Source organism: Caldimonas caldifontis (assembly GCF_002930615.1).
GTDB classification, from domain to species: domain Bacteria; phylum Pseudomonadota; class Gammaproteobacteria; order Burkholderiales; family Burkholderiaceae_C; genus Caldimonas; species Caldimonas caldifontis.
In genome coordinates this window covers 1-12502 of the sequence record NZ_PSNX01000016.1, presented here as the reverse complement: position 1 = coordinate 12502, position 12502 = coordinate 1, and the positions used below count along the sequence as shown (strand labels likewise).

Here is a 12502-nt window from a genome sequence, read left to right as displayed (position 1 = left end):
TCAGGGCCGGGGCCACAGCACCCACATCTTCAGCGGCTGCTTCATGCGCCCGGCCAGCTCCTCGGCGCCTTCGCCCCAACCCCAGAAGAAATCGCCGCGCACGGCGCCCACGATGGCGCCGCCGGTGTCCTGCGCCACCATCAGGCGCTGCAGCGGCCGAGGCTCGCCGCCGGGCTGCAGCGGGGGCTCGGTGCTGGCGATCCATACCGGTGTGCCATAGGGGATGGCGTTGCGGTCCACGGCGATCGAGCGTCCAGGCGTGAGCGGCACGCCCTGTGCCCCCACCGGGCCCACGCTCGGGTCGGGCAGCGGCTCCTCGCGGAAGAACACATAGCGCGGGTTCACATGCAGCATCTCGGTCACGCGTCGCGGGTTGGCGCGGGCCCATTGCTTGATGGCCGGCCACGAGGCCTGCTCCAGCGAAAAGGCGCCCTGGTCCACCAGCCAGCGACCCACCGAGCGATAGGGGTGGTCGTTGTGCGCGGCAAAGGCCACCCGGACCAGTCGCTGCTGGCCGTCGGGTTCGGTGAGTTTCAGTCGCCCCGAGCCCTGGATCTGCAGGATCAGGGCATCCAGCGGGTCGGCCACGTAGGCGATCTCCAGACCCCGCAGCGCCGACCTGGCCGCCGGCAGCGTCTCGAGCTGGGCACGCGTCCAGTAGGGACGGCGCTGGGCGAGGTCGGCCGGCGCGCGGTACAGCGGGACCCGGAAGCGGGCATCCGGTGCCCGGCGCGCCTCGATCAGCGGCTCGTAATAAGCGGTCAGCAGACCGTCCGTCGGCGCGCCGTCGAGCGTTTCCACACGATAGGGCTGCAGATGCTGCTTCAGCCAGGCCCGCACGGCGGCCTCGTGAGGCTCGCTCAGGGCCAGGGCGCGGGCGCAGGCCGCCTCCCAGCCGGCCGCCGGCCGGGCGCAGCTGCGCAGCAGGGCGGGCCAGGCCAGCACGGTCTGGTCCTGCGACCAGCCCGGCAGGGCCTCCCAGCCCACGGGAACCCAGCGCGACTTCGGCTGCTCGATCACCGTGACCGCCGACGGCGGGGGCTCGGTCGTGGGGGCTTGGGGCGGCGTGGTGCCGCAGGCCGCCAGCATCCCTAGAATCGCCGCGACGATCGCCAGCCGCCAGGGCGTCGCGGGGCGTACAGGCATCACCAGACAGGACAAGGACATGTGGTTGATTTTGCTGGAGGCGCTGGGCGCCCTGGTCTTGTTGATACTCATCGTGTGGTGGACGATGTTCTCCGGCCGCCGCAAGGGTGAGCGCACCGATGACGGCGAGCCGCCGCCCCGCTGACCTCGCTCAGACCGTCGCGGGGGGCGCGGGTTCACGGCCGGGCCACAGAAAACTCGCAGGACGCTGGCGCAGGCGCAGGCGCACGGCGGCGTAAATGCGGCCCCGGTCCTTCAGGCGGATGTTGCGCGAGCGCAGGGCGAGCCGGAAGGCCAGCACGAAGCTCACCGTGACGTTGAGCACGCCCGTCAGCATCACGCCCACGACGGCCAGCCAGAAGCCCGGCGTGGACAGCAGATCCCAGCCGAGAGCCCCCAGTGCCACCCCGAGCTGACCGCTGGCCAGGGTCACGTGGCGCACGTCGAAACCGATGCCAAAGAACCCGGCCACCGCCGGCACCAGGCCCAGCATCATGCCCAGCGAGATGTTGCCCGCCAGGCCCGACACATTGCCCTGCAGCCACACCGACCATCGTGCGGCCCGGTTGGCGCCCAGCCGCGCCACGATGCCCGGGTTCCAGCGCAGTGCGCTGCCCAGGCGATGCAGCACGAACCAGTTCTCGGCCCAGCCGGCGATCAGGCTGGAGGCGAACAGCAGCACGCCAGTGCAGGCCGCATAGACCGGCGTCCAGCCCAGGGCGCTGAGCGAATCGACCGCGTACTGCGCCTTGTCGGCGCCGATCAGCGGCGAGCCAAAGGCCAGGGCCCACAGCCACTGCACCGCCAGCGCACAGGGCAGCACCACGCTCACGTTGCCGAGGATGCCGGCCACCTGGGTGCGGATGAGGTGGCTCACCTCGTCCACGAAGTCCTCCACGGCCTCGTCGCTGGCCACGTCGCCCAGCTTGCGGGCCATGGCCGGCGCGGTCATCGCCGGCTGCTTGGTGGCCAGCGTGAAATGGGCGAGCTGGATCACCACGAAGCTGGCGGCGTAGTTCAGGCCGGCGGCGAAGCCGGCAAAGAAGCCAGAGAAGCCCAGCAGGCCGATGAGGAACTTGAGGAAGACCGTGATCGTCGTGACCGCGCCGCCACCGGCCGCCCGCCAGAACATCTGCAGGTACTCCCGCCGGTCGCGGGTGATGTAGTGCTCGCCGGTCTCGGCGTTGCGCTCGGCCATCTTGCGCGCCAGCAGCGAATAGTTGCGCGCCAGCAGGGCCCGCACGCTGCGCCTGCGCTGCGCGGTTTCGGCCAGTTGCACCACCAGGTCGCGCACGGCGCGGGCCGGGGCATCACTCAGCAGGCCATCGAGCAAGTGCCCGGCCCGGTCCAGGCGTGCCTGGAGCTGCTGCACGCCAAACACGATGTCCACCGAGATGCCGGTGTCCTCCAGCGCGTCGTACACCGTGTCGGCATCGCGCCGGCAGGCGTCGAGCAGGGTGCGGAAGTAGCGCAGGGCGGGGACGAGGGTTTCATCGCGGCGCTCGTCGGACTCGAGTTCCTGGCGCACTGCCTGGAAGGCTCGCAACAGCTGGTGAAACGACGCCAGGGCACGTGCCTCGCCGGTCATGCGGCTGCGGATGTCGGCCGAAAAGGCCAGCGCCCGCGCCTGCGTCAGGCAGAACACGGTGGCGTCCAGCAGCGAGGTGCGCCAGCTTTCGGCTGCGCGTGGATGGCGTCGGGCGGCCACGGCCTCGCGCATCAGGGCGGCCAGCCGTTCCAGCGTGTCGTCGTCGATGGCCTGCAGCCATTGCGCGTCCTCGGCATCCGAGAACGCGAGCTGGAAGAGCTCGGCCAGATCGTCGGTGTCCGGCGTGCCCGGCAGGACCTTGCGCTGGATGCGCTCCAGCACCTCGCCGAAGAAGGCCATCTGCGAGGCAAAGCCGAAGTCGGCCAGCAGCAGCGTGGCGTCCATGTCCACCAGGGTGCGGGCCAGCAGCTCGACCAGTTTCGCCCGGTACTCGGGCTCGCGGTCCAGCAGGTTGAGCAGATGCCGCAGCTTGAGCACCGGGCGTGGCGTGGCACGCGGCAGATCCGGCGCCGCCGGCTGGGTGGGGTCGTCACCGTCGGCCAGCTTCGGTGCCAGCCGCGCATGGCGCAACCATTCCACCAGGCGCACCAGCCAGAGGTTGCGCTCGGCGCGTTCGGCCTTGGGGTCCAGGGCCGCGAGCAGGGAGTTGAGATCCCACACCGCCACGGCCGGCCGGGGGGCGAACAGGCCCGGCATGCGCTCAGTGCAGGTTGTTGCGCTGGGCGGCCAGCGAAAACGCCGGGATGGGCGCCTCGAAGCGTTCGCCGTCCTCGGCCACACAGAAGTAGCTGCCACCCATGGTGCCGCGCGGTGTGGCCAGCCGCGTCCAGCTCGTGTATTCGAAGCCCTCGCCGGGCTTGAGCAGCGGCTGGTGGCCCACCACGCCCAGCCCCTTCACTTCCTCGACGCGCCCGTTGGCATCGGTGATGATCCAGTGCCGCGAAATCAGCTGCGCCGCCACCTGGCCCGTGTTGCGGATGGTGACGGTGTAGGCGAAGGCGAACACGCCCTCCTCCGGGGCAGACTGCTCCGGCAGGTAGCGCGGCTGCACGTCAACGCTGAATTCGTAGGCACTCATGGCCCGGGATGGTAGCAACCCTGGGCCCTCCCTGGTGTCGGCCGGACTTCTACAATCCGCCTGCCCTGGAGTGCCTCATGACCTATCGCATCGCCCCGTCCATCCTGTCCGCCGACTTCGCCCGCCTGGGCGAGGAAGTGCGCCACGTCATCGCCGCCGGTGCCGACTGGATCCACTTCGACGTGATGGACAACCACTACGTCCCCAACCTCACCTTCGGACCCATGGTCTGCCAGGCGCTCAAGCCGCATGCCAAGACGCCCGACGGCCGCCCCGTGCCCATCGACGTGCACCTGATGGTGCAGCCGGTCGATGCGCTGGCCCAGGCCTTTGCCAAGGCGGGTGCCGACCTCATCAGCTTCCATCCCGAAGCCAGTGCCCACGTCGATCGCACCCTGCAGCTCATCAAGGCCCAAGGCTGCCAGGCCGGCCTGGTCTTCAATCCGGCCACGCCCCTCGATGTGCTGGAGTGGGTGCTCGACAAGGTGGACCTCGTGCTCATCATGAGCGTCAACCCCGGCTTCGGCGGCCAGAGCTTCATCCCGTCGGCGCTGCGCAAGGTCGAGCAGGTGCGCAAGCTCATCGACGCCAGCGGCCGCGACATCCGCCTGGAAGTGGACGGCGGCATCAAGATCGACAACATCCGCCAGGTGGCCGATGCCGGCGCCGACACCTTCGTGGCCGGCAGCGCCATCTTTGGCCAGCCCGACTACAAGGCGGTGATCGACGCCATGCGCGCGCGGCTGTCGGCCTGATCCGGCGCGGCGCCGCCGGGCCGGAACATCCCCTCACCATAGGCCTCGGTCATGCGTCGCAGCGCCTCGTCGTTGCCGTTGCCACGCACGTTGTGACGGTACAGCCCCGAGCGCTGGCCGCCCAGCCACGCCACCAGATGGCGGCCTCGGCCGGTGGTGACCACATCCAAGCCCTGCAGGCGGGTCATCCAGTTCAGCCAGATGTCGTCACCATGCGGCGCCAGCGCGCGGTAGCGGTCCCCCTCAGCGGCACAGCGGGCCAGCGCTCCGGCGGGGTAAAGCACGCCGCCGACGCCCGTGAAGAACAGGTCAAGCCCACGGGCCGGCCCCTCCACACCCCAGCGCCACTCCTTGTAGGGACGCATCCGGCCCGCGTCGTCGTGAACGATCCGATGGGCTCGGTGGCAAACGACCGAGCCGGGTGCCTCAGAGGACACTGCAAGCATCTCCTCCAGCCATGTGGGCCAGTAGTGGATGTCGTCGTCGGCCGTCACCACGGTGGCATCCGGCCACTGAGCAAGGGTCGGCACGATCTTCATGTAGCTTCTGATCGGGTCTGGCCAGGTCCGGATGCTCAGGCCGTGGGGTTCGAGTGCACGGACCTTGTCCGGCACCTGCTCGGCAAACGCCTCGTCCACCCACAGCACCACACGGTCCGGCCGCACGGTCTGGCACAGCAGGCTCATCAGCGTCAGGTGCAGGAGCCCGAAGCGTCCAGGAAACGAGGTGAGACTGACCACCAGTTCACCCGGCAGGCCGTGAGGGCGGGGCGGTTGACGATCCTTCAGCCGCCAGCGCCAATGCACGTGCGCCGGGCCGATCAAGCGCCTGAGGCCATGCCCCACCGAGGCCAGTTTGTGGCGCCAGGGCTTGCGCAGCGAACGCTGCCAGCGAGCGACATGACGTCGCCACCCTCGATCTTCATCTGCCATGTTGTCGTGAATCTGGGCAAGAGACCTGGAGACCGGTCGCGACGCATCCCGCGCGGCTCGGGGATACTGTGTCGCCTATGAAGCGATCGACGATCTTTCCCTCGCCCCGCGCGGCCATCCTCGACCTCGACGGCACCCTGGTGGACACCCTGGGTGATTTCGTCGTGGTATTGAATCACACCCTCAACGACCTGGGTCTGCCCTCGGTTGACCGGGCCTTCGTCGAGCGGACGATCGGCAAGGGCTCCGAGCATCTGCTGCGCAGCACCTTGGCGCAGGTCGGTGCGCAGGCTGGTCTCTACGAGACGGCATGGACCCGCTATCAGGCCCGCTACCTGGACATCAACGGCAAGCATGCGCAGGTGTTTCCCGGCGTGCGTGAAGGCCTGGATCGCCTGCGCTCGCGTGGGCTGCGGCTGGCCTGCCTCACCAACAAGCCGACGGCCTTTGCCAGACCCCTGCTGGAGCGCAAGGGCCTGTGCGGCTACTTCGAGCAGGTCTTTGGCGGGGATGCCTTCGAGCGCAAGAAGCCCGACCCCTTGCCGCTGTGGCGCACCTGCGAGGCGCTCGAAAGCGAACCCTCGCGCACGCTGATGATCGGCGACTCAAGCAACGACGCCCAGGCCGCCCACGCTGCGGGCTGCCCGGTCGTGCTGGTCACCTACGGCTACAACCATGGCGAGGACGTCCGCGCCGTGCCGGCGCAGGCCCACATCGAGCGGCTCGATCAGATCGAGGACTGGCTGGCTTAGGTGCCGGTCTCGTTCCCCGGCGGCGGCACCTTGCCCAGCAGGGCCTCCTTCAGGTTGGCATCGGCTGGGTCCTTGCCCAGCCAGATCTTCATCAGCGCGCTGTAGAACTCCGGCTCCTTGATGGGCTCGGCGGCGGGCTTGCCGTTGATCAGGATGACCGTGCCCAGGCCGGGCACCCAGTCCACCTGGAAGGACTCGCCGCTGGCCAGCTTCTTCTTGGCGGCGAAGATCTCCCCCATCTTGATGGTGCCCGGGATGGCTTTGACGAAGTCCTCGCGCGTGGCGTTCTTCTCCATCCCGCGGGTGAAGAGCTTGCCCAGCTCGTTGGCGTCGATGTCGCGCAGCATCACGATGTTCAGGCGTTTCGGGCCCGGGGCACTCAGCACGGCCTCGGGCGTCTCGGCCTTCTGGGCCAGGTACAGCCCGGCCGCGTACACCCGGAACACGGCGCGAAAGCGCACGCCCGCCCCGTTGAGCTGCAGACGCTGTCCGGCCACACCGATCTCGCCATCGAACTTCGTGCCCAGCACATCGACCACCCGCTTCGGCGCGGCTGCGGCGGCGCCCGGTGCCGTGGATGCAGGAGCGGCCTGGGCGAGCGCCAGACTCGGGGCCGTGATCAGGGTCAGCGCCAGCAGCAGCGGGCCGGGTGAGGGAAGGGGGCGCTTGGGCATGGTCGTACAACTCTCCAGGACAGTGCCCGTCGCCGAAGCTGCGCGGGCACCTTATGGTGCCGAACCGCGGACTGAAACGCATCAGTAAAAACGCACGAACGTTCGTTGTTTTGTGGGGGTAGAGACCCTCGAGCCCCCCTGCTACACTCAACGCCATGTTTCTGTCGCGCAAACTAACCAGGGGTCAGAACGACCGGGGAGCTTGGCCCTGGCGTCGCCCGCATTCGCCGGTTTAGTTTGCCGTCCACCGTGTCGCGGCCGGGCCGTTGGGTCCTGACGTGCCCGCACGGGTTCGGCGCCCCAGGAATCCCGCAGGATTCCTTTCCCCATGACCCGCCGGGGTGGTGCCGTTCCTTAGGAGCGCCCGTCCAGGCCTGGAGGGCCCCGTGATCACCGAACTCGAATTCAAGAGCCTGTCCCAGCAAGGCTACAACCGCATTCCCCTCATCGCCGAAGCGTTTGCCGACCTCGAAACCCCGCTTTCGCTCTACCTGAAGCTGGCCTACGGCGCCGGTCAGGGCCGCCACAGCTTCCTGCTGGAGTCGGTCGTGGGTGGCGAGCGTTTTGGGCGCTACTCCTTCATCGGCCTGCCGGCGCGCACCCTGCTGCGCACCACGGGCTGGACCACCGAAGTGGTCACCGACGGCCAGGTCGTCGAAAGCCATGAGGGCAATCCGCTGGACTTCATTGCGCAGTACCAGGCGCGCTTCAAGGTGGCGCTGCGTCCGGGCCTGCCGCGTTTTTGCGGCGGGCTGGCCGGCTACTTCGGCTACGACACCGTGCGCTACGTCGAGCCCAAGCTGGCCAAGGTGCGCAAGGACGGTGGCATCGGCACCCCCGACATCCTGCTGCTGCAGACCGAGGAACTGGCCGTCATCGACAACCTCTCGGGGCGGCTCTACCTCATCGTCTATGCCGACCCGCGCGAGCCCGAGGCCTATTTCCGCGCCAAGCGCCGCCTGGCCGAGCTCACCGACAAGCTGAAGTACAGCGTCACCGCCCCGCCCGTGCGCCGTGGCGTCTCGCACGCGGTGGAACGTGAATTCGCCAAGGACGATTACCTGGCCGCGGTGCTCCGGGCGAAGGAATACATTGCCGCCGGCGACATGATGCAGGTGCAGATCGGCCAGCGCCTGAAGAAGCGCTACACGGAGTCACCGCTGTCGCTGTACCGTGCGCTGCGCTCGCTCAACCCCTCGCCCTACATGTACTTCTACGACATGGGCGACTTCCAGATCGTCGGCGCCTCGCCCGAGATCCTGGTGCGCCACGAGCATGCCCCCGAGGGTGAAAAGATCACCATCCGGCCGATCGCCGGCACCCGCCCGCGCGGCGCCACGCCCGAACAGGACAAGGCGCTGGAAGAGGAACTGCTGGCCGACCCCAAGGAGCGCGCCGAGCACCTCATGCTCATCGACCTGGCCCGCAACGACATCGGCCGCATCGCCCAGACGGGAAGCGTCCAGGTGACCGAGGCGTTCGTGGTGGAGCGCTACTCGCATGTGATGCACATCGTCAGCAACGTCGAAGGCCTGCTCAAGCCGGGCATGACGAACCTTGATGTGCTGCGCGCCAGCTTCCCGGCCGGCACCCTCACCGGCGCGCCCAAGATCCGCGCGATGGAAATCATCGACGAGCTCGAGCCCGTCAAGCGCGGCATCTACGGCGGCGCCTGCGGCTACCTCAGCTTCGCCGGCGACATGGACGTGGCCATCGCCATCCGCACCGGCATCGTCAAGGACAACACCCTGTACGTGCAGGCCGCGGCCGGCGTGGTGGCCGATTCGGTGCCCGAGATGGAATGGCGCGAGACCGAGGTCAAGGCGCGTGCACTCATCCGCGCGGCCGAGCTGGTCGAAGAAGGCTTCTGAGCGCGAAGGAGACTGTCATGCTGCTGATGATCGACAACTACGACTCCTTCACCTACAACCTCGTGCAGTACTTCGGCGAACTGGGCCAGGAGGTGCGCGTCTTCCGCAACGACGAGATCACGCTCGAAGGCATTGCGGGCCTCAAACCCGATCACCTCGTGCTCTCGCCCGGCCCGTGTTCACCGGCCGAGGCCGGCATCTGCGTCGAGGCCATCCGCCACTTCACCGGACAGCTGCCCATCCTGGGCGTGTGCCTGGGCCACCAGAGCATCGGCGCGGCCCTGGGCGGGCGCATCGTGCGCGCCAAAGTGCAGATGCACGGCAAGTCCAGCACCATCACCACCGACGGCAAGGGCGTGTACACCGGCCTGCCGCGCCAGTTCAGCGTGGTGCGCTACCACTCGCTGGCCATCGAGCGCGAGACCCTGCCGGCCGGGCTGGAGATCACCTCCACCACCGACGACGGCGAGATCATGGGCGTGCGCCACACCGCCCTGGCCGGCACGCGCACGCCGCTGGAGGGCGTGCAGTTCCATCCCGAGTCCATCCTCAGCGAACACGGCCACGCCATGCTGAAGAACTTCCTGAACCTGCATTGAGGAGGCCACGATGACCATGACCAACACCGAGGCCCTCACCCGGGTCATCGAACACCGCGAGATCTTCCACGACGAGATGCTGGCCCTGATGCGCCGCATCATGAGCGGCGAGATGTCGCCGGTGATGATTGCCGCCCTGGCCATCGGCCTGCGCGTGAAGAAGGAAACCATCGGCGAGATTGCCGCCGCTGCGCAGGTCATGCGCGAGTTCGCCACGCCCGTGCCCGTGGCCGACAAGGCGCACCTTGTCGATCTGTGCGGCACCGGCGGCGACGCAGCCCACACCTTCAACATTTCCACCGCCGCCATGATCGTGGCGGCAGCGGCGGGCGCGCGGGTGGCCAAGCATGGCGGCCGGGCCGTGTCGTCCAGCACCGGCAGCGCCGACGTGCTCGAAGCCCTGGGTGCCAACATCAATCTGGCGCCTGACCAGGTGGCGGCCTGCCTGGCCGAAACCGGCATCGGCTTCATGTTCGCGCCCAACCACCACGGCTCCATGAAGCATGCCGCGCCGGTGCGCAAGGAGCTGGGCGTGCGCACGCTCTTCAACATCCTGGGCCCGCTCACCAACCCGGCGGGGGCCCCCAACCAGCTCATGGGCGTCTTCCACCCCGACCTGGTGGGCATCCAGGTGCGCGTGCTGCAGCGCCTGGGCGCCGAGCACGTGATGATCGTCTATGGCATGAACGGCATGGACGAGATCTCGCTGTCCGGCGAGACCCTGGTCGGTGAACTCAAGGACGGCGAGGTGCGCGAGTACAGCATCCATCCGGCCGACTTCGGCCTGCCGGTCTACGATGCCCGTGTGCTGCGCGTGGCCAGCAAGGAGGAGTCGGTGCAGTGCATCCAGCGCGCGCTGGCCAACGAGGACGGGCCGGTGCGCGACATCGTGCTGCTCAACGCCGCGGGCGCCCTGTACTGCGCCAACGTGGCCCCGTCCATCGCTGAGGGCGTGCGCCTGGCCCGCGAAGCCGTGGCCTCGGGCAAGGCCCTGGCCAAGTTGAGCCAGTTCGTGGCCGTCACGCAGCAGCTGGGTGGGAAGGCCTGAGATGAGCGACATCCTGCACCGCATCGTCGAGGTCAAACGCGAAGAAGTGGTTGCGGCCCGCCGCGCGCGCGACCTGCCCAGCCTGCGGCGCGAGGCCGAGGCGCTGGGCGGCCAGCGTGACTTCGTCGGCGCCTTGCGCCAACGCATCGCAGCCGGCGGCGCCGGCGTGATCGCCGAGGTCAAGAAGGCCAGCCCCAGCAAGGGCGTGCTGCGCGAGCGCTTCGTGCCCTCCGAGATCGCCGCGAGCTACGCCCGTCACGGCGCGGCCTGCCTGTCGGTGCTCACCGACGAGCGCTTCTTCCAGGGCGCGCCGCAGTACTTGCGCGAGGCCCGGTCCGCCTGCGTGCTGCCGGTGCTGCGCAAGGACTTCATGATCGACGAGTACCAGGTCTTCGAGGCGCGATCGTGGGGAGCCGACTGCATCCTGCTGATCGCGGCCTGCCTGGACGACGCCCAGATGGCCGATCTCGAAGCGGTGGCGCTCGGGCTGGGCATGGCCGTGCTGGTGGAGGTGCACGACGGGGCCGAACTCGATCGGGCCCTGCGCCTGAAGACCCCGCTGGTGGGCATCAACAACCGCAACCTGCGCAGCTTCGAGGTGAGCCTCGACACCACGCTGACCCTGCTGCCCGCCGTGCCAGCCGATCGCCTGCTGGTCACCGAATCCGGGATCCTCGGGCGCGCGGATGTGCAGCGCATGCGCAACGCGGGGGTCCATGCCTTCCTGGTGGGCGAGGCCTTCATGCGCGCCGACGACCCTGGTGAGGCCCTGGCGGCCCTTTTCGCGTGAGCGCTCAGGCCCCGCTGTTTGCGGCTGCGCACACCGCGGACAACCGTCTGCGCGAGCCGCTCGGCGCCTGTTTCGATCGTGTGGGCGCGGGCTGGCGCCCCATCACAGACGCTTTCCGGGCCAGCCCGGCCGGTCGGTCCCTGATCGACTTCGTCGATGGGCGCATGCGCGACGGCGCCATCGTCTATCCCGCCCAGGTGTTCCGCGCGCTGCAGGTGGGCGATCCCGGCGCGGTGAAGGTGCTCATCCTGGGCCAGGACCCCTATCACGGCCCTGGGCAGGCGCAGGGGCTGGCCTTCTCCGTGCCTGAAGGGCAGCGCCTGCCTCCGAGCCTGCGCAACATCTATCAAGAAGTCTCGGCTGATACGGGGAATCCATCGCCGAGCAGCGGTGACCTGAGCCGGTGGGTGGCGCAGGGGGTGTTGCTGCTCAACACCGTGCTCACGGTGGAAGACGGTCAGCCCGCCAGCCATGCCGGCCGAGGGTGGGAAGGCCTCACCGACGCGCTGATCCGCGCCGTCTCCGAGGCCTCTTGCGGCACTGTCTTTCTGCTCTGGGGCGCCAGCGCCCAGGCCAAGTGCCCGCTGATCGACACCACGCGGCACGCCATCCTGGCCAGCAATCACCCCTCGCCGCTGTCGGCCCGCCGTCCACCTGCACCATTCCTGGGGTGCCGGCACTTCAGCCAGGCCAATGCCTGGCTGAGCAGCCGCGGCAGGGGCGAGATCCGCTGGTGAGCGCGCATCGCGCGTGGGGGCATTGGCAGCGACGAAAACTCAACATATAATCTGTGGTTCGCCGCGGAGGGGTGCCCGAGTGGCTAAAGGGGGCAGACTGTAAATCTGTTGGCTTACGCCTACGCTGGTTCGAATCCAGCCCCCTCCACCAGGCGAAACGATGTTGGGCGTTCGTGCGATCTTGCTGGCGCACGGGCGCGACGGGTGAGTTGGGAAGCGACTCCTTTGCGGGAGTAGTTCAATGGTAGAACCTTAGCCTTCCAAGCTAATGACGCGGGTTCGATTCCCGTCTCCCGCTCCAGCAAGACCCGTCGACACGGGTTTGGGTGTTCCTTCGGGGTGCGCCCAAACCCGTGTCGATGCCCATGTGGCTCAGTGGTAGAGCACTCCCTTGGTAAGGGAGAGGTCACGCGTTCGATCCGCGTCATGGGCACCACCTCCCTCTCATCGTCCAACCTCGGCATTGCACCGTCAGGAGATCGGAAAAATGGCAAAAGGCAAGTTTGAGCGGACCAAGCCGCACGTGAACGTGGGGACGATTGGTCACGTGGACCATGGCAAGACGACGCTG

The 12502-nt window shown here is 68.5% G+C and carries 14 protein-coding genes and 3 tRNA genes; 12 read left to right on the top strand and 5 right to left on the bottom strand.

Annotation, left to right across the window (positions count from 1 at the left end):
* Positions 1–1167 (bottom strand): murein transglycosylase A, encoded by a 1167-nt coding sequence (mltA, locus tag C1704_RS15815; RefSeq protein WP_245876521.1) that lies wholly within the window; start codon positions 1165–1167, stop codon positions 1–3.
* Between mltA and C1704_RS17890 the strand changes: the two genes are divergently transcribed.
* Positions 1166–1291, top strand: coding sequence for a hypothetical protein (locus tag C1704_RS17890; protein WP_259371324.1), 126 nt, complete (start codon positions 1166–1168; stop codon positions 1289–1291). The two genes, mltA and C1704_RS17890, sit on opposite strands and share 2 nt — an antisense overlap.
* Positions 1292–1297: 6 nt before the next feature.
* Here C1704_RS17890 and C1704_RS15810 read toward each other — a convergent pair whose 3' ends face one another.
* Positions 1298–3391, bottom strand: coding sequence for a site-specific recombinase (locus tag C1704_RS15810; RefSeq protein WP_104303705.1), 2094 nt, complete (start codon positions 3389–3391; stop codon positions 1298–1300).
* A 4-nt stretch (positions 3392–3395) separates the two neighbouring features.
* Entirely contained in the window at positions 3396–3773 is a 378-nt protein-coding gene (apaG, locus tag C1704_RS15805) for a Co2+/Mg2+ efflux protein ApaG (protein ID WP_104303704.1), read from the bottom strand.
* Positions 3774–3850: 77 nt separating this feature from the next.
* Here apaG and rpe point away from each other — a divergent pair, with 77 nt between their 5' ends.
* Positions 3851–4528 carry a ribulose-phosphate 3-epimerase gene (gene rpe / locus C1704_RS15800; protein ID WP_104303703.1) on the top strand — a complete coding sequence of 226 codons (678 nt, stop codon included), beginning with the start codon at positions 3851–3853 and terminating at the stop codon, positions 4526–4528.
* Here rpe and C1704_RS15795 read toward each other — a convergent pair.
* Positions 4483–5460 carry a glycosyltransferase gene (locus tag C1704_RS15795; protein WP_104303702.1) on the bottom strand — a complete coding sequence of 326 codons (978 nt, stop codon included), beginning with the start codon at positions 5458–5460 and terminating at the stop codon, positions 4483–4485. The two genes, rpe and C1704_RS15795, sit on opposite strands and share 46 nt — an antisense overlap.
* A gap of 77 nt (positions 5461–5537) precedes the next feature.
* Here C1704_RS15795 and gph point away from each other — a divergent pair, with 77 nt between their 5' ends.
* The gene (gene gph, locus C1704_RS15790) at positions 5538–6212 is read left to right on the top strand and encodes a phosphoglycolate phosphatase (RefSeq protein WP_104303701.1); all 675 of its coding nucleotides are present in this window, start codon (positions 5538–5540) and stop codon (positions 6210–6212) included.
* On the opposite strand, the gene C1704_RS15785 is transcribed toward gph, so the two are convergent.
* Positions 6209–6886, bottom strand: coding sequence for a chalcone isomerase family protein (locus tag C1704_RS15785; RefSeq protein ID WP_104303700.1), 678 nt, complete (start codon positions 6884–6886; stop codon positions 6209–6211). The two genes, gph and C1704_RS15785, sit on opposite strands and share 4 nt — an antisense overlap.
* A 386-nt stretch (positions 6887–7272) precedes the next feature.
* Between C1704_RS15785 and trpE the strand changes: the two genes are divergently transcribed.
* From trpE to C1704_RS15740, 9 genes are all read left to right on the top strand, one after another.
* Positions 7273–8757, top strand: a complete 1485-nt coding sequence (gene trpE / locus C1704_RS15780) for an anthranilate synthase component I (protein WP_104303699.1) — start codon at positions 7273–7275, stop codon at positions 8755–8757.
* Positions 8758–8774: 17 nt separating this feature from the next.
* Positions 8775–9356 (top strand): aminodeoxychorismate/anthranilate synthase component II, encoded by a 582-nt coding sequence (locus tag C1704_RS15775; protein ID WP_104303698.1) that lies wholly within the window; start codon positions 8775–8777, stop codon positions 9354–9356.
* A 10-nt stretch (positions 9357–9366) separates the two neighbouring features.
* Positions 9367–10404: an anthranilate phosphoribosyltransferase gene (trpD, locus tag C1704_RS15770; RefSeq protein WP_104303697.1), complete on the top strand. Its 1038-nt coding sequence runs from the start codon at positions 9367–9369 to the stop codon at positions 10402–10404.
* Position 10405: 1 nt separating this feature from the next.
* Entirely contained in the window at positions 10406–11194 is a 789-nt protein-coding gene (gene trpC, locus C1704_RS15765; RefSeq protein WP_104303696.1) for an indole-3-glycerol phosphate synthase TrpC, read from the top strand.
* On the top strand, positions 11191–11931 hold the full coding sequence (locus tag C1704_RS15760) for a uracil-DNA glycosylase (RefSeq protein ID WP_419186810.1): 741 nt from the start codon (positions 11191–11193) through the stop codon (positions 11929–11931). The genes trpC and C1704_RS15760 overlap by 4 nt, the downstream gene beginning before the upstream one ends.
* Positions 11932–11996: 65 nt before the next feature.
* Positions 11997–12082, top strand: a tRNA-Tyr gene (locus tag C1704_RS15755).
* Positions 12083–12158: 76 nt separating this feature from the next.
* Positions 12159–12232: transfer RNA gene (locus C1704_RS15750), tRNA-Gly, on the top strand.
* Between the two features lie 60 nt (positions 12233–12292).
* Positions 12293–12367, top strand: a tRNA-Thr gene (locus C1704_RS15745).
* 51 nt (positions 12368–12418) lie between these two features.
* A partial coding sequence (locus C1704_RS15740) for a GTP-binding protein (protein WP_042615313.1) occupies positions 12419–12502 on the top strand: 84 nt, incomplete at its 3' end.